This window comes from Bacillus sp. AFS059628, from assembly GCF_002571225.1.
In the GTDB taxonomy this organism is placed as follows: domain Bacteria; phylum Bacillota; class Bacilli; order Bacillales; family Bacillaceae_G; genus Bacillus_A.
Genome location: NZ_NVEC01000060.1, coordinates 1 through 25176 on the forward strand (window position 1 = coordinate 1; position 25176 = coordinate 25176).

27 protein-coding genes and 1 riboswitch are annotated in these 25176 nt (G+C 36.1%); of the genes, 19 read left to right on the top strand and 8 right to left on the bottom strand.

The features are described from left to right. Positions 1–223: 223 nt before the first annotated feature. The 6 genes from COL05_RS19920 (at position 224) to COL05_RS19945 (ending at position 5110) form a co-directional block, all read left to right on the top strand. Positions 224–913, top strand: coding sequence for a FadR/GntR family transcriptional regulator (locus tag COL05_RS19920; protein WP_255448402.1), 690 nt, complete (start codon positions 224–226; stop codon positions 911–913). Between the two features lie 168 nt (positions 914–1081). Next, positions 1082–1801 carry a (Fe-S)-binding protein gene (locus tag COL05_RS19925; protein ID WP_098669866.1) on the top strand — a complete coding sequence of 240 codons (720 nt, stop codon included), beginning with the start codon at positions 1082–1084 and terminating at the stop codon, positions 1799–1801. A gap of 16 nt (positions 1802–1817) precedes the next feature. Beyond that, positions 1818–3239 carry a LutB/LldF family L-lactate oxidation iron-sulfur protein gene (locus tag COL05_RS19930; RefSeq protein WP_098669867.1) on the top strand — a complete coding sequence of 474 codons (1422 nt, stop codon included), beginning with the start codon at positions 1818–1820 and terminating at the stop codon, positions 3237–3239. Continuing rightward, the gene (locus tag COL05_RS19935; protein WP_098669868.1) at positions 3239–3949 is read left to right on the top strand and encodes a LutC/YkgG family protein; all 711 of its coding nucleotides are present in this window, start codon (positions 3239–3241) and stop codon (positions 3947–3949) included. Before COL05_RS19930 ends, COL05_RS19935 begins: the two co-directional genes overlap by 1 nt. 112 nt (positions 3950–4061) lie before the next feature. Next, entirely contained in the window at positions 4062–4784 is a 723-nt protein-coding gene (locus tag COL05_RS19940) for a prepilin peptidase (protein ID WP_098669869.1), read from the top strand. Positions 4785–4798: 14 nt separating this feature from the next. Then, positions 4799–5110, top strand: a complete 312-nt coding sequence (locus tag COL05_RS19945) for a cyclic-phosphate processing receiver domain-containing protein (protein WP_098669870.1) — start codon at positions 4799–4801, stop codon at positions 5108–5110. A 29-nt stretch (positions 5111–5139) separates the two neighbouring features. Here COL05_RS19945 and COL05_RS19950 read toward each other — a convergent pair whose 3' ends face one another. From COL05_RS19950 to phaQ, 7 genes are all read right to left on the bottom strand, one after another. Beyond that, a complete protein-coding gene (locus COL05_RS19950) occupies positions 5140–5991 on the bottom strand; it encodes a formate/nitrite transporter family protein (RefSeq protein ID WP_098669871.1) in 852 nt (283 codons plus the stop codon). A 202-nt stretch (positions 5992–6193) separates the two neighbouring features. Then, positions 6194–6988, bottom strand: coding sequence for a TerC family protein (locus COL05_RS19955; protein WP_000383325.1), 795 nt, complete (start codon positions 6986–6988; stop codon positions 6194–6196). Positions 6989–7078: 90 nt separating this feature from the next. After that, a riboswitch (yybP-ykoY riboswitch) is annotated at positions 7079–7244 on the bottom strand. Between the two features lie 38 nt (positions 7245–7282). Then, on the bottom strand, positions 7283–8662 hold the full coding sequence (locus tag COL05_RS19960; RefSeq protein WP_483861170.1) for a TrkH family potassium uptake protein: 1380 nt from the start codon (positions 8660–8662) through the stop codon (positions 7283–7285). A 54-nt stretch (positions 8663–8716) separates the two neighbouring features. Continuing rightward, positions 8717–8902: an alpha/beta-type small acid-soluble spore protein gene (locus COL05_RS19965; protein WP_001140707.1), complete on the bottom strand. Its 186-nt coding sequence runs from the start codon at positions 8900–8902 to the stop codon at positions 8717–8719. A 152-nt stretch (positions 8903–9054) separates the two neighbouring features. Beyond that, the gene (locus tag COL05_RS19970; protein WP_001067916.1) at positions 9055–9498 is read right to left on the bottom strand and encodes a MaoC family dehydratase; all 444 of its coding nucleotides are present in this window, start codon (positions 9496–9498) and stop codon (positions 9055–9057) included. A 101-nt stretch (positions 9499–9599) separates the two neighbouring features. Then, the gene (gene phaP / locus COL05_RS19975) at positions 9600–10124 is read right to left on the bottom strand and encodes a polyhydroxyalkanoic acid inclusion protein PhaP (RefSeq protein WP_098669873.1); all 525 of its coding nucleotides are present in this window, start codon (positions 10122–10124) and stop codon (positions 9600–9602) included. Between the two features lie 42 nt (positions 10125–10166). Further along, positions 10167–10619 carry a poly-beta-hydroxybutyrate-responsive repressor gene (phaQ, locus tag COL05_RS19980; RefSeq protein WP_000903021.1) on the bottom strand — a complete coding sequence of 151 codons (453 nt, stop codon included), beginning with the start codon at positions 10617–10619 and terminating at the stop codon, positions 10167–10169. Positions 10620–10817: 198 nt separating this feature from the next. Between phaQ and phaR the strand changes: the two genes are divergently transcribed. The 5 genes from phaR (at position 10818) to COL05_RS20005 (ending at position 16023) form a co-directional block, all read left to right on the top strand. After that, positions 10818–11300, top strand: a complete 483-nt coding sequence (gene phaR / locus COL05_RS19985) for a polyhydroxyalkanoic acid synthase subunit PhaR (protein ID WP_098669874.1) — start codon at positions 10818–10820, stop codon at positions 11298–11300. A 151-nt stretch (positions 11301–11451) separates the two neighbouring features. Next, a complete protein-coding gene (locus COL05_RS19990) occupies positions 11452–12195 on the top strand; it encodes an acetoacetyl-CoA reductase (protein ID WP_000250412.1) in 744 nt (247 codons plus the stop codon). Positions 12196–12277: 82 nt separating this feature from the next. After that, a complete protein-coding gene (phaC, locus tag COL05_RS19995; protein ID WP_048526792.1) occupies positions 12278–13363 on the top strand; it encodes a class III poly(R)-hydroxyalkanoic acid synthase subunit PhaC in 1086 nt (361 codons plus the stop codon). Positions 13364–13457: 94 nt separating this feature from the next. After that, complete coding sequence (locus COL05_RS20000; RefSeq protein ID WP_098669875.1) at positions 13458–14651, top strand: NAD(P)/FAD-dependent oxidoreductase; 1194 nt, start codon at positions 13458–13460, stop codon at positions 14649–14651. A 22-nt stretch (positions 14652–14673) separates the two neighbouring features. Continuing rightward, positions 14674–16023, top strand: a complete 1350-nt coding sequence (locus COL05_RS20005) for a TrkH family potassium uptake protein (protein WP_000651741.1) — start codon at positions 14674–14676, stop codon at positions 16021–16023. Positions 16024–16061: 38 nt separating this feature from the next. On the opposite strand, the gene COL05_RS20010 is transcribed toward COL05_RS20005, so the two are convergent. Next, positions 16062–16397, bottom strand: a complete 336-nt coding sequence (locus COL05_RS20010; protein ID WP_142337581.1) for a DUF3905 domain-containing protein — start codon at positions 16395–16397, stop codon at positions 16062–16064. A 148-nt stretch (positions 16398–16545) separates the two neighbouring features. Between COL05_RS20010 and COL05_RS31460 the strand changes: the two genes are divergently transcribed. The 8 genes from COL05_RS31460 to COL05_RS20055 all read left to right on the top strand — a co-directional run bounded on the left by COL05_RS31460 (position 16546) and on the right by COL05_RS20055 (position 24859). Next, complete coding sequence (locus COL05_RS31460) at positions 16546–16698, top strand: hypothetical protein (RefSeq protein WP_000240799.1); 153 nt, start codon at positions 16546–16548, stop codon at positions 16696–16698. Between the two features lie 227 nt (positions 16699–16925). Beyond that, positions 16926–18002 carry a putative 2-aminoethylphosphonate ABC transporter substrate-binding protein gene (locus COL05_RS20025; RefSeq protein WP_098669877.1) on the top strand — a complete coding sequence of 359 codons (1077 nt, stop codon included), beginning with the start codon at positions 16926–16928 and terminating at the stop codon, positions 18000–18002. Positions 18003–18022: 20 nt separating this feature from the next. Further along, positions 18023–19024, top strand: coding sequence for a putative 2-aminoethylphosphonate ABC transporter ATP-binding protein (locus COL05_RS20030; RefSeq protein ID WP_098669878.1), 1002 nt, complete (start codon positions 18023–18025; stop codon positions 19022–19024). After that, on the top strand, positions 19025–20782 hold the full coding sequence (locus COL05_RS20035; RefSeq protein ID WP_142337582.1) for a putative 2-aminoethylphosphonate ABC transporter permease subunit: 1758 nt from the start codon (positions 19025–19027) through the stop codon (positions 20780–20782). It abuts the gene before it with no gap. A 165-nt stretch (positions 20783–20947) separates the two neighbouring features. Continuing rightward, positions 20948–21742: a phosphonoacetaldehyde hydrolase gene (gene phnX, locus COL05_RS20040; protein ID WP_098669879.1), complete on the top strand. Its 795-nt coding sequence runs from the start codon at positions 20948–20950 to the stop codon at positions 21740–21742. Positions 21743–21757: 15 nt separating this feature from the next. Further along, positions 21758–22855: a 2-aminoethylphosphonate--pyruvate transaminase gene (gene phnW, locus COL05_RS20045; protein ID WP_098669880.1), complete on the top strand. Its 1098-nt coding sequence runs from the start codon at positions 21758–21760 to the stop codon at positions 22853–22855. Next, positions 22852–24036: a saccharopine dehydrogenase family protein gene (locus tag COL05_RS20050; protein WP_098669881.1), complete on the top strand. Its 1185-nt coding sequence runs from the start codon at positions 22852–22854 to the stop codon at positions 24034–24036. The genes phnW and COL05_RS20050 overlap by 4 nt, the downstream gene beginning before the upstream one ends. Positions 24037–24076: 40 nt before the next feature. Next, positions 24077–24859 carry a DeoR/GlpR family DNA-binding transcription regulator gene (locus COL05_RS20055; protein WP_098669882.1) on the top strand — a complete coding sequence of 261 codons (783 nt, stop codon included), beginning with the start codon at positions 24077–24079 and terminating at the stop codon, positions 24857–24859. Positions 24860–25176: the final 317 nt, after the last annotated feature.

Below are 25176 nucleotides of genomic sequence, written 5' to 3' on the forward strand. Positions count from 1 at the left end.
TTAAAGTTTCACTTTATATGGGAGATAATAGTTATACAGAAAGATATAAATTAATATGTAATAAATATCGAAAATTTGACGATTTTATGAACAAAACATTTGTACTTCTTACTAATTCGTTCTAAAATAGTTATGATGCAAAGTTTTTATAAATCGTTTCAATTGTTGTTTGGAAGATACTGAGGTGATTTAACTGGAGTACAAATCGATTAAACCGAAAAAAATTTACGAAGAAGTATCTGAAGCTATTTTAACAATGATTAAAAATGGTACGTTAAAACCTGGTGACAAACTACTTCCTGTGCATCAATTAGCTGAGCAGTTTCAAGTTGGCAGATCTGCTGTTCGTGAAGCGCTAAGTGCGCTAAGAGCGATGGGCTTAATTGAGATGAAACAAGGAGAAGGTACATATGTGAAGAATTTCGATTCTTCTTCATTGACTAAATCATTAAACAATAGATTATTAATGAAGAAAGAAGATATTTTGAATTTATTAGAAGTGCGAAAGGTGCTTGAAGTGGGGGCAGTTCGAGCAGCTGCGGCAAAACGTACGGAAGAGAATTTGAAAAATATGAAACATTGGTTAGATGAAATGGCAAAGAGCATTGGAGATGAAAAAGCTGGTGAAAAAGCAGATTTTCAGTTCCATATGGGAATTGCGGAGTCTTCGCATAACAACATTTTGCTTGAACTCATGAATCATGTCTCAGAGATGATTGCTGAAACAATTGGTGAATCAAGACGCATTATTTTATATGGTGAACAAACAACATCAGAACGACTTATAGAAGAGCATCAAGTTATATATGATGCAGTGTTAAAGCAAGATGTAGAATTAGCGCAACAAGCAATGCTAGATCATTTAACAAATGTAGAACATATTGTCACAGGTATAAACGATATAAATTCGTAATTTAATCTTTTAAAAATCAAATTTTTTGATAAAATAGAGAGAGATTAAGTAAGCGTTTTCTTTAGAAGAGGGAGAGGATAGGTCATGGTTGAGCCTACTTCTTCTTTTTTCAGTCATCTGATGACCATATGTTTGTTGGTGGAGTTGTAAAAAGGGGGAGTAATAATTATGAAAGTTACTTTATTTGTTACTTGTTTAGTCGATATGTTTGAAACAAACGTCGGCAAAGCAACAGTTGAAGTGTTGGAGCATTTAGGTTGTGAAATTGAATTTCCAGAAGCACAAGTTTGTTGTGGTCAGCCTGCTTATAATAGCGGCCATGTAGAAGCAGCAAAAGAAGCGATGAAACATATGATTGAAACTTTCGAAGATGCAGAATATATCGTTACGCCATCTGGTTCTTGTGCGACAATGTTTCATGAGTATCCGCATGTTTTTAAAGATGATCCGAAGTGGGCTAAACGTGCACAAAAAGTTGCTGATAAAACATATGAATTTACACAATTTATTGTAGATGTTTTAAAGGTTACTGATGTTGGTGCAAGTTTACCGGGGGTCGCTACTATTCATAAATCATGTCATATGACACGTATGCTTGGAGTAAAAGAGGCACCAGGAATTTTATTATCAAATGTAAAAGGATTAACTGTGAGAGAGTTACCAAATGTGCAAAATTGTTGCGGATTTGGGGGAACGTTTTCAGTGAAGATGACTCCGATTTCTGAGCAAATGGTAGATGAAAAGGTAGATAGTGCAATGGAAACAGGCGCTGATTATTTAATCGGTGCAGATTGTGGGTGTTTGTTAAACATTGGCGGACGTATTGAGCGTTTAGGAAAAGAAATAAAAGTAATGCATATTGCTGAGGTACTGAATAGTCGCTCATGAAGGGGGAACATAAGCTATGTCTATGAAAATCAGTGAGAAAAAATTTAATGATCGCGTTGGCGATGGAATTCAAGATTCGTTTATGCGCGGAGCAGTATCTTCTGCACAAACACGCTTATATACGAATCGTTTAAAAGCAGCAGATGAATTAGGAAACTGGGAAGAATGGCGCGAACTCGGTGAAGAAATTCGTCAACATACGTTAGAAAATCTTGATTATTACTTAATGCAGTTAAGTGAAAATGTATCAAAAAGAGGCGGACATGTGTACTTTGCGAAAACGAAAGAGGAAGCAGCAAAGTATATTCAAGACGTTGCAAAAAAGAAGCAGGCAAAAAAGGTAGTAAAATCAAAATCGATGGTAACAGAAGAAATTAGTATGAACCATGCGCTTGAAGAAATCGGTTGTGAAGTGTTAGAAAGTGATCTAGGAGAGTATATTCTGCAAGTAGATAACGATCCACCTTCACATATTATTGCGCCTGCTCTTCATAAAAATAGAACGCAAATTCGTGATGTATTTAAAGAAAAGCTTGGCTATGAAAATTCTGATGATCCATACGAAATGACAAAGTTTGTTCGTAAACAACTTCGAGAAAAATTTATGGATGCAGAAATTGGTGTGACAGGTTGTAACTTCGCTGTTGCAAATACTGGTTCTCTTTGTTTAGTAACGAATGAAGGTAATGCCGATCTTGTTATGTCGATTCCGAAAACACAAATTGCAGTAATGGGTATGGAACGCATGGTTCCGACAATGGAAGAATTAGATGTTTTAGTTGGTTTACTATGTCGTAGTGCAGTAGGTCAAAAGTTAACAAGTTATGTAACTGTAGCGGGACCAATTCAAGAAGAGGAAGTAGATGGACCAGAAGAATTCCACTTAGTTATTGTCGATAATGGTCGTTCTCAAATTCTTGGATCTGAATTCCGTCAAGTGTTGCAATGTATTCGTTGTGCTGCTTGTGTCAACGTATGCCCTGTATATCGTCATGTTGGTGGACATTCATATGGCTCTATATACTCAGGACCAATTGGTGCGGTATTAACACCACTTTTAGGTGGATATGATGATTACAAAGAGCTTCCTTATGCCTCTAGTTTATGCGGGGCGTGTACAGAAGCTTGTCCAGTAAAAATTCCATTGCATGATTTATTATTAAAACATCGCCAAGTTATCGTTGAGCAAGAAGGACGTGCTCCACTTGCAGAAAAATTAGCAATGAAAATGTTTAGTATGGGTGCATCTTCAGCAGCTTTATATAAAATGGGATCAAAAATGGCGCCAGCAGCAATGAGTCCATTTACATCTGGTAACCGTGTATCAAAGGGTGTTGGGCCACTTAAAAACTGGACAGATATTCGTGAATTCCCGGCTCCAAGTAAAGAAAGATTCCGTGATTGGTATAAAGATCATAAGAAAGGCGGGGACAAATAATGACAGGATTAATTCAAAACCGTGAGTCCTTTCTAGATAATATTGCAAAAGAACTTGGACGCACGCGTAAAACGGATGGTGTAAAACGTCCAGTGTGGAAAAATAATGTGAATAAAGAAACGTTAAAAGATTATTCACAAGAAGAATTGTTAGAAGTATTTAAAAATCAATGTACAAACATTCATACAACTGTTGTGGAAACGACAAATGACCGTTTACGTGAAGATATTCAAAAAGTAATCGTCGAAAACGGCGGGGGACCTATTATGTTATCAGCAGATGAACGTTTTGATTCCTATGGATTGACGTCTTTATTTAAAGAAGAGCTTCCAAATCAAAATGTTGAAGTGAATGTATGGGATCCTGAGAAAAAAGAAGAGAATATGCGTATCGCGGAAAGAGCGAATATTGGAATTGCATTTAGTGATTATACTTTAGCTGAATCTGGTACAATCGTTGTACAAAGTCATAAAGGCCAAGGTCGTTCTTTACACTTTTTACCGACTGTATACTTTGCTATTATTCCACGTGAAACACTTGTGCCTCGTATTACACAAGCAGTTGAGGATATGAATTCGCGTATAGAAAATGGTGAGAAAGTGGCATCTTGTATTAACTTTATTACAGGACCTAGTAACTCGGCAGATATTGAAATGAACCTTGTTGTCGGGGTACACGGACCATTAAAAGCAGTATATTTCATCGTATAAAAGAGGGGAAAGCAGGCCAGAAAAAGGCCTGCTTTTTTAATAGAATAGAGATAATATGAAGTAGAAGTTCTCTCCTTTTTTTGCTATGTTCTTCTGGAAAGGAGAGGAAGGGATGTTCACTTATGTATATGCATTGTTAGTGGGGATGGTGTTTGGTTCTTTTTTTATGGTAATTGCGATGAGAGTTCCGCTAGGTGAGTCTATCATTGCCCCGCGTTCACATTGTCATTATTGTAAGTATGTGCTAAAGCCAAAAGAATTGATTCCAATCATTTCATTTTGTATACAAAGGGGACGGTGTACGAATTGTAAGAGAGAAATTTCAATTTTGTACGTAGTATTTGAACTTGTAACCGGAATGATATTTTTTCTTACTGTAAATATGATTGGAATGGAACAAGAACTTATTATTATTTTATCGCTTTTTTCATTACTTCTTATTATTTCAGTTACAGATTACATATATATGTTAATCCCAAATCGTATTTTAGCTTGGTTCTCCTGTTTACTTATTTTAGAATGTATTTTTGTACCGTTAGTCACTTGGCCAGATAGTATAGTTGGTAGTGGCATTATATTCATTTTGTTATATTGCATGCAAAAGATATATCCAGAAGGGCTTGGGGGAGGGGATATAAAATTACTTTCGTTACTTGGATTTATAGTGGGACTGAAAGGGATTTTTATCGTTTTATTTTTAGCATCTTGTTTTAGTTTATGTTTCTTTGGAGTTGGTCTTGTATTAAAACGTATAAAAATGAGGACTCCAATTCCGTTTGGTCCCTTTATTAGCCTTGGGGCAATATGTTACATGTTGATCACATATGCGAAATAGAGAGGGGATGGAACATGAATGTATATATGGACGATCAAAGAAGTTGTCCGTACGGATATGTGCCCGCAACTACAGTAGAACGCGCTTTGCAAATGGTTCGGGATTATGATGTGAATATTCTTTCCCTTGACTTTAACATGGGATGGGGAGAAAAAAGTGGATTAGATTTTGTAGAGGCTTTTTGTAAAGAGGGTTTATACGTAAATGAAATGCACCTTCATACGAATGATATCATCGGTATGTACAAGATGAAACAGAGAATTGAAAAGGGAAAGGAAGAAGGAGAAATTAATCCTCATCTTGTTGTTAAATATGTGGGGAGCTAAAAACTCCAAAGTAAAAAACTTTGGAGTTTTTAATGTTTCAAATGCGCTTGCAACGGAATAATCTCTTCTTGTTGAGCTACTACTAATTCGGCTTCTTCTTGTTTCACGTCAGGTGCTTTCTTTGTTAAGTAATGGTATACCATACCAACAAATACAGACCCGCCAATAATGTTACCGATTGTAACTGGAATTAAGTTATGAACAGCACCTGTAAAAGAAATTGTCTCCGGATGCGGTGAAACTAAAGATAAAGCAAATAGTGATAAGTTTGCAATGCTATGCTCGTAACCAGATAAGAAGAATGTAAAAACGAGTAGCATCATCACCATAATTTTTGCTGTATCACCTTTCACTTGAGAAGGTAAGAAACAAGCAAGACATACGAGCCAGTTACATAAAATCGCTTTAAAGAATAATTGAATTGTAGGTGTATTCATTTTTCCTTCTACCACTTTATTCATGAAATGACCGTGATCAATTGCTTCGAAAATTCCAGTTGCATAAAATAGTAAAGCAAAGAATAAAGCACCAGCTAAATTTCCTGCATAACAAGCGACCCAGTTACGAAGTGTATCAGAAATCGTTGTTTCTTTTCTTAAAGTTGCTACAGTGAAGTACATTGTGTTTCCAGTAAACAATTCAGCACCGCCATATATAATAAGGACGAGGGCAATTCCGAAAAACATAGAAGCCGCTAAATAAGTGGCTGGTGAATCTGCAATGTGAAAGAAGTTACCTAATTTAAAACATAGTACGATAATAAAACCGATATAAATACCCGCAAGTGCGGCACGAATGAAATATTGCATCGGGTTTATATCTAGCATTTGTTTTTTGCTCTTAGCCAGTTTGACAACATAATCTAATCCTTGTTCTAGCATGAGTAATACGCTCCTTTAGTACATCATGTATAAATGCTCCTTATATGAATAAAGTACATGGATTTGATCATAGTTTCAATAAGTTTGTGCAATGTTTCACAAAAAGGACATACATACATAAAGAAAACGTTTTCGAAAAGTAGTATAATAGAAATTTTTCTGGACATTGAGAGGGAGAAAGGAAAAAGAAAAAGCGCTGTAATTACAGCGCTTTTTCGTCTAAATTCTTTTCGACTTTTGTTTCTACTTCTTTCGAGAAAAACCAGCCGCCAACTGCGATTCCAACTAATACAATCCAGAATGTAAGTTTCCAAGGTGTAGATTCTGGGAATGAATGTGGAATTACATTTAATGCAGGGTGTGCTAATGTATAAACTGCTAGTTTCACACCAACCCAACCTACAATTAAGAATGCTGCAGTTTCAAGTCCTGGCTTACGTTTTAAGATTTGTACGAAAGCAGTTGCCGCAAATCGCATAATGATTAATCCGATAAGTCCACCTACAAAGATAACAACGAATTGCCCAGTATCAAGACTGCCAATTGTACCTAATCCTGTTTTCGGTAAAGTCATTGCTAATGCAACGGCAGCTAAGATTGAATCAACTGCGAAGGCGATATCTGCAACTTCAACTTTAAATACAGTCCACCAAAAGTTCTCTTGTTTTTTCTTTGCTTCTTTTTCTTCTGTTTCTTCATCCGTATTCTTTTTAACATACGTTTTAAATAAGTGATTACCAGCGATAAACATAAGGTAAATGGCACCGATTGCTTGCACTTGCCATACGTCGACTAGGAACGAAATCATAAATAACGATCCGAAACGGAAAACAAATGCCCCCGCTAATCCGTAAAATAGTGCTTTCTTTCGTTTTTCTTCTGGTAAATGTTTTACCATAATTGCAAGAACAAGAGCGTTATCAGCTGCTAAAATCCCCTCTAGTGCAATTAGGATAAGTAATACCCAACCATACTCCAATAATAATGATACATCCATGTACATTCTCCTCTCATTTCTATAAGTACTAAATAAGTGAAGAATTTCCCCACTATTTAGTTTCCCCATACTCCTGCCTATTAACTTTGGAAGAATTTGGAAATGGATGCAAAAAAGACCTCTGCCGTTAATAGGCAAAGGTCTTGCTAGACATATGTAATGAAAATGCCAACAAAGCCGGAAGAACTAAGTTCTACGTAATGACGACTTTGTTTCCAAGAAATATTCTTGGACGCTACTCCCCTTTGGAGATATGCTATTGTACTCTCATTATATGGATAATTTATACGGTTGTCAACCTGTTAAAATATCTTCGTTCGGATATTTTATTTTTCGGTTCTTTTTACGTGCAAATGAAAAAGCAAGGGTTAAAGGGCCCATTTTGCCGAAAAACATCATAAAGATAATAATAGTTTTTCCAATCATCGTTAAGTGCGGTGTGAAATTCATACTGAGACCGACAGTTCCAAATGCTGAAAATACTTCGAAAGCACTCATCAATAGAGGAACTCGCTCAGTAATACTCAAAATTAAAATAGCAAAAAAGATAAATGAAATAGAAATAATAGTGATGGTCAATGATTTGACAATAAGAGTATCTTTAATAGATTTTTTAAACACGACAATATCATCTTGTTCTTGTAAAAATTTAAATACTCCAAAAAACATGATTAAAAAGGTTGTTAATTTAATCCCACCGCCAGTTGAAGCACTACCGGCGCCGATAAACATTAGAAGCATCATTAATAAAAGAGAAGGCTTTGATAATGCAGAAATATCAACTGTATTAAACCCGGCAGTACGCGTTGAAATAGCTTGGAAATAAGCAGCCATGCCTTCTTCAAATGGAGTAAATCCTCTCATAGAGAGAGAATTGTGGAACTCGAATATAAAAATAAAAATAGTCGCAATAATATTGACGATTAGAGTAGAAGAGAGCATAAGTTTTGAGTGTAATGTAAGGTTTTTAAAATTTTTCTTTCTTTTTATATCTACGATTACTGTAAAACCAATCCCACCTAAAATAATGAGGGAGGAAATGACGAGATTGACAAGAATGCTATGAGAATGGGACATTAAATTATCGCTCCAAACAGAAAAACCAGCATTGTTAAAAGCAGAGATGGAATGAAAAAAGCTATAATAGACCCCTTTAGCAATCCCATATTTCGGTACCCATTCAAAAGAAAGAATGAAAGTAGCGATACATTCGACTGTAAAGGAGAATAAAAATAATGCTTTGGCAAGACGGATGACACCGCCTATATTCGTTTGATTTAACGCTTGTTGCAGTAAAATTCGGTTTTGAAGGCCAATTTTTCTGCCGAGCATAATCGCAATTAAAACGGCAAAGCTCATAATGCCAAGCCCGCCCACTTGTATAAGCGTTAAAATGACACATTGACCAAATAAAGTAAATACTTTTCCAGTGTCCACAACACCAAGCCCTGTAACCGTACAAGCAGAAACTGTTGTAAATAAAGCATCGAGCCATGAAATAGATGTTGTTGTAGCAATTGGTAGTTTTAATAAGCATGTACCTATAATTGATAACATGATAAAAGACAAAGTAAGAACGCGGGGAGGACTCATGCGAATGTTAATCCGTTTCATGTTACATACCGTTCCTTTCTGTTTGCTCTTACTAGTATGTGAAAAAGTACGTTTTTGTATGTTAAAAATAGAAAGAGGCAGAGAATATCTGCCTCTAAGCCATATGTTATAGTGTTATCCGCGTAATTGTTGTTGAGCTAAAGAAACAAGACGTTTTGTTACTTCACCGCCAACTGATCCGTTAGAACGTGATGCAGTATTAGACCCTAAGCTTACGCCGAATTCTTGTGCAATTTCATATTTAAATTGATCAAGTGCTTGTTCAGCACCTGGAACTAGTAATTTGTTTGTTTTTGCCATGATGATACACATCCTTATAAGTAGTCCAGTCCAGCTAAGTACTTATCTGAACTGGTACTGTTATTTTATGTGGAACCGGCGTGCTCATACGCGGAAGTAATCGGTGTGATTAGAAGTTATTGGATAGAAAAAAGAGTAGCAAATCAAATTTGCTACTCTTTTTTTAGTATTGTCGCTGTACCTTCCACGACAATATCATCCGATTGATTATATATATTTGTTTGCAACGTAATGATTTTTTTATCGTCACGTTTTTTGATGACTTCTGCCACAACGCGAAGTGTATCGCCAATTTTGACAGGAGCACGGAATGAAACGTTTTGAGATAGATAAATCGTATTTTTTCCTGGAAGTTTCGTACCAAGGATGGTAGAAATAAAACTCGAAACGAGCATACCATGGGCAATACGTTCTTTAAACATTGTCGTTTTTGCAAAAGAGTCTAAAATATGAATAGGATTCACATCTCCAGTCAATTTTGCAAAATTGATAACGTCCTCATCCGTAATCGTTTTTGTAAGTGATGCTTGATCACCGACTTGAATCTCATCATAACGAAGCTCCGGGACGGTTTGTGCTTCTTGAAATGGATTCATTTTGTCCTCCTTCTTTTCCATATCGAAAAATGCTAGCCATCTTGATGTAGTAGGAGGAAGAAAGAGTTTTGTTTGTGCTGCAGTTAGCTCCCACATTTTTCTTACTTGATGGAAGTAAATAGATTTTTTGAGTTTTCCTCGAACTTTTTTGCGAGTTCCAACTGTTTTGTCTTGAAATCTTCCAAAAAACCTTCTAACTGTTTTTGAGCCTCTTCACGTTGTAATTGTTGTTGTTCAATAAATTGCTTAGTTGTTTCTTCAAATTGACCGCTTGTTTGAGTAAGGATAGACAAAGATGTTTTTGTAGGAGAAACAGTTAACTGTTGCATATGAGCAGAAAGTTCTTTCCACTTGTCTTGCCACTCGTTAATTTGATCATTTAAGGAGTTTCCAGTTAATTGCTTCACGTAATCTGTATATTGATTATTGAATTGATTAGTGAATTGTTGCAGTTCTTTTTCTAGTTCATCTACTCCTGATGTTAATTTATGCAAAGCGTCTTGTTGTTGTTTTAATGTTTCTAAAGTAAGTTGCTCTAATTGTTTCCCAGCTGAAGAGAAAAGGGAAAGAGATTGAGACCAGTTTTTCCAAAATGCATCGACCAATTCGTATGGTTTAGTTTCCATTGTTTGACCCCCAAATGTTTTTTTGCATATTGTGAACGCAGATTACTCTGCTGTACCACCAGGTGAAGATGAAGAATCCTTTTCATCCTTTTCTGGAGAAGTGGCAAATGGAAAGAATGCGTTCGTATATAACGTGAAAAACGTTCGCAGCATATTTTGGTAATGCTCAAAAGAAGTTGCACATGTTGCTAAATATTTCTCTCCATATTCAGTTAAAGAATAAATTCTTTTTGCTGGCCCTCCTTCGCTTGTATCCCAAGTAGAAGAAATGAGGTTTTCTTTTTCTAATTTGCGTAGTGTTCTATAGACATTACCTTGGTCAACAGAAGAAAAGCCGATATCCATTAGCATTTGAATAAGTTTGTAACCATGAAGACTCCAGTCTTTTAGACATAGAAGTAAGAAGGGAACTAAGAAGTTTTTTGGCATGGAGTTTGGTTGTTTTGCTTGGTTGTTCTCCAAACTTTCGCGTTGTTCTGGTTCATTATGTAGCATGATTGTGCATCACCTCATGAATCAGTTAGATGGGATTTTTTGCTTATAAGTGCAATTTACACCTATCTGTTTTTAAAGTCAATACATTTGTTAGAAAATAGAAAAAAATAAAATATAGACTTGAAGTTTTATTCAGAATATTAGAAAATAATGAATAGGTTGAATTGTTTCAAAAACAAAAAAGGGAGTGTAGGTAAAGTGATTGATCAAAAATTCGATCCACTACAAGCATGGAAAAATGCTTATGAACAAACCGAAACATTTTGGGGAAAAGCGCTCAATGAAACAATTAAAACAGAAGAATATTCTGCTTGGATGGGCAGCGTTCTAGATTTGAATTTGTTTTATCAAAAAGCATTAAATGATACGACAAAAAATTATTTAGAGCAGGTGAATGTGCCTACGAAAGAGGATATCGCTAGAGTGGCTACGCTTGTTATTAACTTAGAAAATAAAGTGGATAACATTGAGGAGTTTCTAGAAGAGAAGGTAGAGTCAGTAGGACAAGCTCCTACATTAAAGCGTGATGTTACGAAAGTAAAACAAGATATTCGCACGCTAGAAACGAAAGTTGATCAAATTTTACAATTGCTAGAAAAGCAAAATGCAGTACTAGCAAAACTACAAGAACCTGTAAAAGAAGAAGTAAAACCTACGAATAAACCAGAAAACAAAAAGTGATAATGGCGCTTGTTTATAACAGGTAAAAGAGAGGGGGAGAATCTCTTTTACGTGTATAAACAGCGAAACATAATTATATAGGGACTCCATAGTATGAGTACCAAAATGATTCATAATAATCGTTCACAAATTCATTTAAGGGGGAAAAGAAATGGTTCAATTAAATGGCAAAGTAGCAATCGTAACAGGTGGAGCAAAAGGAATTGGAAAAGCGATTACAGTAGCGTTAGCACAAGAGGGAGCAAAAGTTGTTATTAACTATAACAGCAGCAAAGAAGCAGCTGAAAACTTAGTAAATGAATTAGGAAAAGAAGGACATGACGTTTATGCAGTTCAAGCGGATGTTTCTAAAGTAGAAGATGCAAACCGACTTGTAGAAGAAGCAGTGAATCATTTTGGTAAAGTTGATATTCTTGTTAATAATGCTGGTATTACAAGAGATCGTACATTCAAAAAATTAAATCGTGAAGATTGGGAACGCGTAATTGATGTGAACTTAAGCAGTGTGTTTAATACGACAAGCGCGGTACTTCCATACATAACGGAAGCAGAAGAAGGAAGAATTATTAGCATTTCTTCTATCATTGGACAAGCTGGTGGATTTGGACAAACAAACTATTCAGCAGCGAAAGCAGGTATGCTAGGATTTACAAAATCATTAGCATTAGAGCTTGCAAAAACAAATGTAACTGTAAATGCTATTTGCCCAGGATTTATTGATACTGAAATGGTAGCAGAAGTACCAGAAGAAGTACGCCAAAAAATCGTTGCGAAAATCCCGAAAAAACGTTTTGGTCAAGCTGATGAAATTGCAAAAGGTGTAGTATACCTATGCCGTGACGGTGCTTATATCACTGGTCAGCAATTAAACATTAACGGCGGATTATATATGTAATGAAGTAAGAAAAAAGTGCATATCCATAGCAGGAATGCACTTCTTTTTTTAGAAGGAAATCGACCAAAAAGGAGATAGAAAAATGACTACATTCGTAACAGAATGGGAAAAGCAATTAGAGCTATACCCAGAAGAGTACCGAAAAGCGTACCGCCGTGTGAAAAGGGCGAGTGAAATTTTATTACGTGAACCAGAACCACAAGTAGGATTAACGCCGAAAGAGGTTATTTGGACGAAGAATAAGACGAAGCTTTATCGCTACATTCCAAAACAAGAAAAAACACAAAGAGTTCCAATTCTATTAATATATGCTCTTATTAATAAACCCTATATTATGGATTTAACTCCTGGAAATAGTTTAGTGGAATATCTAGTGGACCGTGGTTTTGATGTGTATATGCTTGATTGGGGCACATTTGGTTTAGAAGATAGTCATTTGAAATTTGATGATTTCGTGTTTGATTATATTGCAAAAGCAGTGAAAAAAGTAATGCGAACTGCAAAATCGGACGAGATTTCTTTACTTGGTTATTGTATGGGTGGAACGCTAACTTCTATTTATGCGGCACTTCATCCGCACATGCCAATTCGTAACCTAATCTTTATGACAAGTCCTTTTGATTTCTCTGAAACAGGATTATATGGTCCTTTATTAGATGAGAAATACTTCAATCTAGATAAAGCGGTTGATACATTTGGAAATATTCCGCCAGAAATGATTGATTTCGGAAACAAAATGTTAAAACCAATTACGAACTTTGTTGGTCCATATGTTGCTTTAGTAGATCGTTCAGAGAATGAGCGTTTCGTTGAAAGCTGGAGGTTAGTTCAAAAGTGGGTTGGCGATGGCATTCCGTTCCCAGGTGAATCATACAGACAGTGGATTCGTGATTTTTATCAAAACAATAAACTGGTTAAGGGTGAACTCGTTATTCGCGGACAAAAGGTAGACCTTGCAAATATTAAGGCGAATGTCTTAAATATTTCAGGGAAACGTGATCATATTGCCCTGCCATGCCAAGTAGAAGCGTTGCTAGATCATATTTCTAGCACAGATAAACAATATGTATGTTTACCAACGGGACATATGTCGATTGTTTACGGTGGAACAGCGGTAAAACAAACGTATCCGACGATTGGAGATTGGCTTGACGAGCGTTCGAAGTAAACATAAAAAATCCAACTAGCATATGTTAGTTGGATTTTTTTATGGAAAATAACAAAACATAGAAAGGAGAAATTTATATTTTAGGAGTATAATTATGAAACTTATGACTGGTAAGTTGTTTTGGAATACAGGAGTTTCTATACCTTGTTATCCGTCGTTAGAAAATGATATGATATGTAATGTGCTTGTAGTCGGAAGCGGTGAAGCAGGTGCTCATATAGCATATTCGTTAGCTAAAATTGGAATGCACGTTACGCTCATTGAAAAACGAGAAATTGCTTGCGGCAGTACAGCTGCTAATACAGGTTTACTACAATTTTCGCATGATAAATCGTTAACCTCACTTATCCATACATTTGGTGAAGAAAAAGGGGTACGAGCATATAAGCTTTGTTACGAAGCGTTACGAACGATGGAGAAAGTTGTACCGACTCTCGATATTAATCCCCAGTTTATTCCGCGAAATAGTTTATATTATGCAAGTAAAAGTGAGGATGTCTCATTTTTACAAAAGGAGTATAATACGTTACAGAATTATGGATTTCCGGTGGAGTATTTTACAGAATCTGATGTGAAAGAACGTTATCCTTTTACAAAACAAGCGGCATTATACACACACGGTGATGCCGAGGTGAATCCGTATTTATTAACACATAGCCTTTTGCATAAAGCGAATCAAATGGGGGCTACTATATATGAACGTACAGAGGCCATACATATAAAAAAATGTCAAAATGATTTAATTTGTTATACGAAAACAGGAAATCAAATTGTAGCAAAGAATATTATTATGGCGACAGGTTATGAAAAAGTTTTCGGAAAGAAAGAGAAAAATACAACAGTGGAAACATCATATGCAGTTGTGACAAATAAGGTAGATTCATTTGAAGGTTGGCACGAACGATCATTAATTTGGGAAACAGCAAGGCCTTATTTATATTTTCGTACGTATAGAAACCGTATTATTGTAGGCGGATTAGATGAAGCGATGCAAATTCAAACAATCGGTGATACGAAATTATTGCATAAGCGTGATATCCTTATTAACATTGTAAAAGAGATGTTCCCCCAGTATAAGAATATACAGGCAGAGTACTATTGGGCAGCAGCATTTGGCAGTAGTCAAGACGGTCTCCCAATTTTAAAAGAAGATAAAAAGATACATAATTTATTTTACGCATTGCCCTTTGGAGGTAATGGAACTGTGTATGGAATGGTATTTGCCAAAATATTTGAGCGGTTATTTACAAATAAAGAAAGTAAAGATTTTTCTTTATTTAATCGATAGAAAAAGGTAGCGAAGTGATGGAATGAAAGATATAAAAAAGTTTTTACAAAAATTACGACCTGTTCAACTCATTGTTTTGTTTTATTTATTAGCAGTAGTTGTATCGGTGATATTGCTTAGTTTCCCGTTTGTTACGAAGTCTGGTGTAAAATGGACATTTATCGATGCTCTCTTTACAGCTGTTAGTGCGGTAAGTGTTACGGGACTGTCTGTTGTTACGATTTCAGATACGTTTACTACGGTAGGAATTATTATTTTAGCCCTTATTTTACAATTAGGCGGTTTAGGAATTATGGCACTTGGTACATTCGTTTGGATTATAACGGGGAAAAAGATTGGTTTGCAGAGAAGAAGACTCATTATGGCAGACCATAATCAAGGGAATTTATCAGGCCTTGTAGAATTGATGCGTTCTATTTTAATTGTAATTATTTCGATAGAACTTATTGGAGCGATATTATTAGGTACAAGATTCCTGCTTTATTTTCCAACTTGGCAAGAAGCTTATTTTCACGGTTTCTTTGCGGCTGTTAGTGCAACTACGAATGGCGGATTTGATTTAACCGGACAATCGCTAATTCCGTATAAAAAAGATTACATTGTTCAAATGATTCATATGTTACTTATTATTTTAGGAGCGATCGGTTTTCCTGTGCTAATGGAAGTAAAACAATTTCTTAGTAAAAGGAGACAGCAACTATTTCGTTTTTCGTTATTTACAAAATTGACGACAACAACATTTTTTGCGCTCGTTGTCGTTGGAACGATTATGATTTTTTTACTAGAACGAAATCATTTTTTAGTAGGAAAGTCATGGCATGAAACAGTTTTCTATACATTATTCCAATCGGTGACGACGCGAAGCGGTGGTCTTGCTACAATGGATATACTTGAATTGTCACAACCGACGCTTTTATTTATGAGTATATTAATGTTTATAGGAGCATCCCCAAGTTCGGTTGGGGGCGGAATACGTACCACAACATTTGCTGTTAGTATATTATCGCTATACACTTTTGCAAGAGGTGGGAGAACGGTTAGAGTCTTCAAACGTCAGCTGCATGAAGAGGACGTGCTAAAAGCATCTGTCGTTATGACGATGGGGATTTTATTATGTGCCACAGCACTATTTATCTTATCTATTACGGAAAATGTACCGCTTATGAGTTTAATTGTTGAAGTGTGTTCTGCTTTTGGGACGACAGGACTATCGACAGGTATTACGCCTGATTTAACAACTGTTGGTAAGCTTGTACTCATTGTACTTATGTTTATTGGGCGTGTCGGTATTTTAACATTTATATTAGCAAGTGGTGGAAGAGAACAGCCACCTCGCTATAAATACCCGAAAGAGAGAATTATTATTGGATAGTATGAAACCATTCTACCTATATTAGGTAGAATGGTTTTTTAGTCGTTAATGCCAAATTGCGGATGCATAAAAGCTTCATTTTTACTATCTGCTTCTTTTTTTAGCAACTCTTGATTCTCTTCTGAAATCCAACCAATATCATTTGTAGGATGGATCCATTCTTCTCCAGCCATAATGGCGGGATCTATTTCATCACTCCAATTGTGAAGTGGACTGTTCTCAGAATCATATTTACTGTCTCCGATTACGACGTCATATTGATTGATGAAAGGTTGTTGCATCTTCTTTCCTGTTCCTTTAAAAGATGGAAAATTCATTTGATGCGGGAGCGTTTCGTCTAAATTTGGTGACTGAATTTTATCTTTCTTCTTCAAAATAATCGCTCCTTTTTATAATAATTTCTTCATAGGTAGTATTGCCATCTAGCGGCTCTTATGTACTTGTTAACACTTGCCAGTAATAATTATTTCGGCTTGCTTCAAACTAGAGTAGAAAGTGAATTCTTGAGAGCAGGTGAATGTATTGGTAAAAAGAAAAGTAAAACAAAATGCCGCAATTAATAATAATAAAACTCCGAAAGAAAGCTTACCAGATGCAGAATTTGCATTAGAGTATGAAGGAGAAAATAGTGCGAAGTATGCAAATCGTAATTCAAAAAAAGGTAAACAAAAATGAGGCGTTTTTTACAAACGCCTCATTTTTTTGTGGGATTATAAAGTTTTTTTAATTATTTGTAAATTTAGTGTTCATTATTAGCAGAAAAATGAGAAAAAATATAGAAGTAGCAACGTATTACACAAAAACAAACAACAAACAAAATATTAATGTTGGTTTAATACTGCTTTTACACTAGTTGTTTATATTTGAGTTGTACATAAGATTTGTAAAAGGAGAGAGAGACAGTGAAAAAAACAATCTTTAAAGCTGTAGCAACTGGAATGGTATTTTCGTTATTAATGGGGTGTGGTGCTAAGAAAGAAGAAAGTGCTGGGGCAAAAGTAAAAGATGATAAACTATCTGGATCATTAACTGTCTACACAGCGATTGAAGAAGAACTTGTACCAGTTTATCTTGATTCTTTTAAAAAGAAATATCCAGATGTAAAACTGAACATTGTTCGTGATTCAACTGGAGTTATTACAGCGAAATTGCTAGCTGAAGGAAAAAATACACAAGCAGATGTTGTATGGGGAACTGCTGCATCAAGTCTATTGGCTTTAGATAAAAAAGATATGTTAAAAGGATACTCTCCAAAAGGAGCAGATCGTGTTCTATCGCAATTTAAAGATGATAAACAACCAGAAAAATGGGTAGGGAATACTGCATTTATGACGGGGATTGCTATAAATAAAGAAGAATTAAAGAAGAAAAATTTACCGATGCCAGAATCATACGAAGACTTAACGAAACCAGAATATAAAGGAACGCTTGTTATGCCACATCCGGCTTCTTCTGGAACAGGATTTTTAACAGTTTCTGCATGGTTACAAATTATGGGGGAAGATAAGGGCTGGGATTACATGAAGAAACTTCATGATAATATGGCAACTTATACTCATTCAGGTTCAAAGCCAGCGAAATTAGCAGGTGCAGGCGAATATCCAGTTGGCGTATCAATGGTTTATAGTGCTTTGAAAGAGAAACAAAAAGGTGCACCAGTTGAAGTTGTATTGCCGAAAGAAGGATTAGGTTGGGAAGTAGAAGCAAACGCACTTATTAAAAAAGATAATGCAAAAAATGAAAAATTAGCGCAAGCATTTTTAGATTGGGCAATTACTGATGATGTAATGAAGTTATACTTCGAGAAAAATGGATTTGCGACAATTAAAAATGATTATAAACTTCCAGATGGATTCCCTAAAGATGTGACAGAAAAGTTATACAAAAAGAATGACTTTAAGTGGGCAGCAGAAAATCGCGACAAAATTTTAGAAAAATGGGAAAAAGAGTTTGGTCAAAAAGCAGAACCGAAAAAGTAAGTGAGTGGGAGAGAGAAAAAATGAGCGAATATTTATCAATTCAACACATTCAAAAACAGTTTGATGCATTTACAGCGTTAAAAGATATTTCTTTTACTGTGAAAAAAAATGAGTTTGTATGTTTATTAGGTCCAAGTGGCTGTGGGAAAACAACATTGCTTCGAATTTTAGCAGGGCTAGAAGAGGCAACAACAGGTAGTATAGCTGTGGATGGAAAAGATATTACAGCATTACCTCCTGGAAAGAGGAATTTCGGAATGGTGTTTCAATCCTATGCATTATTTCCGAATTTAACAGCACTTGAAAATATTGAATATGGCTTAAAGACAAAAAAATATGGAAAAGCAGAAGTAAAAGAGAAGGCGCTAGAGGCGTTAGAACTTGTAGATTTGCTGAATGTAAAAGATAAATATCCTGCTCAAATGTCTGGTGGACAGCAGCAGCGAGTAGCACTTGCACGTGCGCTCGCTCTGTCTCCGGATATTCTATTACTTGATGAGCCGTTATCTGCTTTAGATGCAAAAGTACGTGAAAAGTTACGTAGAGAAATGCGTGATTTGCAAGAAAAAGTAGGGGTAACAACTATTATGGTCACGCATGATCAAGAAGAGGCATTAACGATGGCTGATAAAATTGTTGTAATGAATCATGCGGAAATCATGCAGATTGGCACACCAGAGGAAATTTATCAAAGACCAGCCAATCCGTTTGTGGCAGATTTTATTGGTTCTATTAATTTCTTTTCGGAAAATAATGAAGAACATGCCATTCGTCCCGAACATGTAACAGTTGTACAACACGGTGGTATTAAAACAGTTGTGGAAAGTATAGAATTTCGCGGATCTGTATATCGGGCAGAAGTGAGAGTTGTAGAAGAAAAAACACATCTGTATAACGAGAAAATTGTAGTGGATATATTGGCATCAGAAGTAGAAGAAACCGCTATTAGAAAAGGAAAGCCGATTCAAATCTCTTTCTCAGAAAATCATATGTTGTCATATGGAAAGAAGGTCATTGTATAGATGGAGATGTTAGAAAATTTCGAGGTAGAAAGTACGAAAAAAAAGGTTAAGAGACGTATCGGTAAAGAAGAGTGGATGCAAAGACTATTAATTATTGGTATGCTTCTTACATTTTTAATTATGCTTGTATTCCCCCTATTACAATTGTTTACACAAGCTTTTTACGATAAAGATGGAGCGTTCATTGGAGTAGCGAATTTCAGTAAATATTTCACAACTCCAACGCTAGTACAATCGTTACAAAATACGGTATGGATTTCGGGTGCGACAACAGTTATTGCAGTGACACTTGCTTTCGCTTACGCCTATGCAATTGCTCGTACGAATGTGTTTGGGAAGCGTGTATTTCAATATATTGCGTTGTTACCATTATTCGCACCAACAATGATGCATGGTATTGCACTTACATATTTATTTGGTAATCAAGGGTTAGTAACGAAAGGAATGTTTGGTTTGTTTGAAGGGATACAAATCCCTTTGTATGGACCGGTAGGAATTGTAATGGCTGAGGTCATGTATACATTTCCGCAAGCATTTCTTATATTATTAATTGCTTTTCAAGGTTCTGATTATCGTTTATATGAAGCTTCTAATATGTTAGGAGCGAGTAAAACAAAGCAATTTTTCACTGTTACTTTACCTAGTGTAAAGTATGGATTAATTAGTGCGATGTTCGTTGTATTCACACTTAGTTTCACTGATTTTGGGGCACCAAAAATTGTTGGTGGGCAATATAATGTACTTGCTACTGACGTATATAAGCAAGTAATTGGGCAGCAAAATATGCCGATGGGTGCAACCGTCGGAATGATTTTATTAATCCCAGCTATATTTGCATTTGCAGTTGATCGCATTACGCAAAGAAAGCAGGCAAATCTCTTATCTTCTAAAGCGGTACCTTATAGAATAATAAATAATAAGAAACGGGATGTTATTTCATTCGTATATTGTAGCGTAGTAACGCTTATGATCATTCTATTATTTGTGGCTGTTGGTATTGCTGCAAGTGTGAAAGTATGGCCGTATAATATGAGCTTTACGTTTGAACATTTTAATTTTTCTAGTTTAACAGGAGATGGACTTGAAGCGTTTAAAAATAGCGTAATTGTTTCAGCAATCACAGCGGTTATTGGAGCAGTTTTAACATTTATGTTCGCTTATGCGATAGAAAAAATAAATCAGCTACAATTTTTCCGAAAAGCAGGTTACTTTTTCTCTATCGTCCCTTTAGCGATACCAGGTTTAGTACTTGGGTTAGGCTATGTCTTCTTCTTTAGTCAACCAACAATACAAATCTTTGGATTTTCTGTAACGAACCCGTTCCATTCTCTATACGGAACAATCGCTGTGTTAGTACTAGTTAATATCATTCATTTTTATTCTGTAACATTTGTTACGGCAACGACAGCATTAAAGAAATTGGACCGAGAGTTTGAACTTGTTTCACAGTCAATGGGCATCCCATTTTATAAAACATTCTTTCGAGTAACAGTGCCGATGTGTTTACCAGCAATTTTAGAAATGGTAATGTACTACTTCGTAAATTCAATGGTAACTGTCTCGGCAGTTGTATTCCTATACTCGGCTGATTTTAAACTAGCCGCCGTATCAATTGTAAATATGGATGATGCAGGAAATGTAGCGCCAGCAGCTGCAATGAGTGTGCTTATTGTTGTTACAAATATTGTAGTAAGAGTTGTATATGAATGGGGAACAAAAGCACTTCGTAACCGAACGTCACAATGGCAAAAAAGATAAAGTGAAACTTTAATCAGTGGGGGGGGGTCCTCCCCCACTGATTATTAGTTGAACCAATCNNACGGGCAGTTGATCTCCCACTTGACTTTTTTGCTCCAGCCGAATTTTGAGGGGGAAGTCTTACTGCCCGTTAACGCGGGATAAATAAGAAGGGTGATGGATTAAATGAAAATAGAAGCAGTTATTTTTGATTGGGCAGGTACGACAGTTGATTACGGATGTTTTGCACCACTGGAAGTATTTATGGAGATCTTCCATAAACGCGGTGTTGAAATTACAGCAGAAGAAGCTCGTAAACCAATGGGATTATTAAAAATAGATCATGTAAGGGCACTTACCAAGCTGCCTCGTATTGCGAGTGAATGGAATCGTGTTTTTGGACAATTACCAACAGAATCAGACATTCAAGAGATGTATGAAGAATTCGAAGAGATTCTCTTCGCTATTTTACCGCGCTATGCGTCGCCTATTAATGGAGTAAAAGAAGTCATTGCTTCTTTACGTGAAAGAGGAATTAAAATTGGTTCAACGACTGGATATACGAGAGAAATGATGAACATTGTAGCTAAAGAAGCAGCTCTACAAGGGTATAAACCTGATTTCCTTGTAACGCCAGATGATGTTCCTGCGGGTCGTCCATATCCGTGGATGTGCTATAAAAATGCGATGGAACTAGGCGTCTATCCAATGAATCATATGATAAAAGTTGGGGACACAGTATCAGATATGAAAGAGGGAAGAAATGCTGGCATGTGGACAGTGGGTGTAATTCTCGGCAGTAGTGAACTCGGGTTAACTGAAGAGGAAGTGGATAATATGGATTCAGTAGAGCTTCGTGAAAAAATAGAAGTAGTTCGTAATCGCTTTGTTGAAAATGGAGCGCACTTTACGATTGAAACGATGAAAGAACTTGAAACCGTAATGGAACATATTGAGAAAGAACAACTTATTATTTCATAAAAGGGGAAGAGGATCATGACTGAAAATCACTATTTATTATTAACGCCAGGACCATTAACGACAACAAAAACGGTAAAAGAAGTTATGCTATACGATTGGTGTACGTGGGATGTTGAATATAACACGATGGTGCAAGATGTAAGAGCTAAACTTGTGTCGTTAGCAACGAAGGAAGAAGAGAAATATACGACTGTTCTTATGCAAGGAAGCGGTACGTTTTCAGTTGAAGCAGTAATTGGTTCTGTTATTCCTAAAAATGGAAAGTTACTTGTTTGTACAAATGGTGCGTATGGTAAGCGAATTGTACAAATGGCAGAGATGTTACATATAGATGTGGTAGTTAGTCAAACGGAAGAATGGGAGCCTACTAATATTGCAGAAGTAGAAAAGATATTACAACAAGATAAAGAGATTACACACATTGCGGTTGTTCATTGTGAAACAACAACAGGTATTATCAATCCGATTGTAGATGTATGTAAATTAGGGAAGCAATATGGAAAAGTAACACTAGTTGATGCGATGAGTAGTTTTGGTGGTATTGAAATAGATATCGCTGAGTTGCAAATTGACTTTCTAATTAGTAGTGCGAATAAATGTATTCAAGGTGTTCCGGGATTCGGATTTGTTATTGCAAAGCGCGATGAATTATTGAAATGTAAAGGGCAGGCACGTTCATTATCATTAGATTTATATGATCAGTGGGAGACGATGGAAAATCAAAATGGGAAATGGCGTTTTACGTCACCTACACATGTTGTACACGCTTTTTACCAAGCACTACTTGAATTAGAAAAAGAGGGAGGAGTAAAAGCGCGTTACAATCGATATGATAACAATCAAAAACTATTAGTGAATCGAATGAGAGAAATCGGATTTAAGCCACTAGTAGAGGGAAAATATCAATCACCTATTATTACATCCTTCATTTATCCAGAAGAATGGTTCGATTTTGAGCAATTATATAATGAATTAAAGCATGATGGATTTGTTATATATCCGGGTAAAATTTCAAAAGTAGATACATTCCGCATTGGAAATATCGGTGATGTACATGAGGCAGATATTCATCGCTTAGTTGATAGTATCGCTAAAGGGGTTGTAATCGGTTGAAAGTATTTTGCTTAGGTGGAGCAGGTAAAATTTGTCGTGAAGCAATTTTAGATGTAGTGCAATTTTCATCTTTTGAGACGATTACAGTAGCGGATTTTAATGAAGAAGAGGGCTTGAAAGTAGTAGAATGGCTCAACGATCCTCGAGTAGACTTTGTGAAAGTAGACGTAACGAATCACGAGGATACGGTTGCCAAAATGAAGGGCTATGACATTGTAATGGACGGTACGACAATTAAGCTAAATGGCTTGTCTACTCGATGTATTGCAGAAGCAGGTTGTCACGGCGTGAACTTGAATGGATTTGGTGAAGAAAATGATTCGCATTCTATATTTGTTCAAAATGGAAAAACGTGTTTACCTGGTTTTGGTATGACGCCAGGTGTAACGCAAATGATGGCAATGCATGCAGCAAATCAGCTACATACTGTAGAATCAGTTCGTGTAAGTCACGGTTCGTATCGTCCCATTGCATTTTCTGCATCCATTACAGAAACGACGACATATGAATATGATCCACATTTACCATCGCGTACAGTGTATGAAGATGGTGAGTTTAAGCAAGTACCTCCGTTTGCGCGTCCGAGAGAAATTGAATTACCGGCGCCTTATGGTAAAGCAACGCAATATATAATCCCGCATTCTGAAACGATTACGTTAGCAAAAGCACTAGAACATAAAGGCGTCAAATTGATAGAGACGAGAGGAACTTGGCCAAAGCAGAATATGCAGCTCGTACGTGCATTATATGATTACGGTATATTGCGTAATGATCAAGTTGAAATAAATGGGGAAGAAATCGGCATTATGGATTGTATTTCGAAGTATTTATTACAATCGAAAGAAGGACAAGAAACAGAGGTTTACGGTTATGCACTTCATGTAGAAGTAATAGGTACGAAAAATAATGAAAAACAAAGGCACGTCTTATATCATACACACCCGTTATCCGATGGATCTGTTGTAGGATGGGAAAACTTAAGAGCTTATACGAGAAACGTTGGTATTCCATTTGGGATTGCTACAGAGTTAATTGCAAAAGGAAATGTAAATCAAGTTGGTGTTGTGACACCTGAGGAAGCTTTTCTAAATCCACAAATTATTTTTGACGAACTAAAAAAGCGTGGTATTCATATTCATGAAGAAGTTTCTACTTACAAAGAAAGTTATAACTTTGTATAAGCAAGGCAGTTTATGAGGTAGAAAGCAATGGGGTGAGGTTATGTCTGTAGTAGGTGAAGAAAGAAAGCGAACCATTCTTGAGAAGGTAGAATTTAAAGGGAAAGTAAAAGTTTCAGAGTTAGCGAGAGAGTTTGCTGTATCAACAGAGACGATACGCCGTTATTTAGAAGAATTGGATCGTGAAAAGAAGTTGAAGAAAGTGTATGGTGGAGCCGTCCAGCTTCCTGGAGCTGGAATAGAGGCACCAATGTTAGAACGAGAGATGCTGCATATAGAAGAGAAGAAGCGAATTGGGTATAAAGCAGCAACATTTGTGGAAGATGGAGATGTTATTACGATTGATGACGGAAGTACACCACTTCAAATGGTGCCATATCTTGTTCATCGTAAAAATTTAACGATTGTAACAAGTTCATTTCCAGTAGCGACACAATTAATTTCTTCTATTAATAAAAAGATGTTTCACGGTGAAGTTTTATTTATTGGTGGAAAAGTATCTCCAAAGCATTCACGTGTATCTGGGTCTATTTCGCAGCAAGTAATCCAGCAATTTCATTTTCATAAAGCATTCGTTTCGATCGATGGATTGTTACCTGGTTTTGGGGTTTCTAGTTTTGAATTAGAAAAGGCAAAACTGTCGGAAGCGATGATGAAATTAGCAGAGAAAACATATATTTTATGTGATCATACAAAGGTAGGCGTAAAAGGAAATTACCGAATAGCAGCGTTTTCGCGCATTCAACATGTAATTTGTGATAAGAAAATGCCCTATAGTTTTGAAGAGGAAGTTAAAAGGCATAATATTCAATGGACAATTTGCTAAATACATGGTACTCCCACCTGATTGTGAGGTGGGAGTTTTACTGCCTACAAATAGCGGGATAAAAGATTTGTATTTATGCAAAAAAAGTGGACACATTTTCGCATCTCTTTCATATAATTTACCAATACAAAAAAAGTTGGTCGAAGGAAAGAAGGGAAAGTATGTCAGAACGGATATATAATAAACTTGTATTGTATGCAAATATTTTGCAAAAAATTGGTGTTATTAATGAAAAAGAAAAAAGTGAAATTCTGCATACGATAAGTAAAAAGGCCCTCTGAATAAAGGGCCTTTTTATTTTTTATCCCGCATTAACG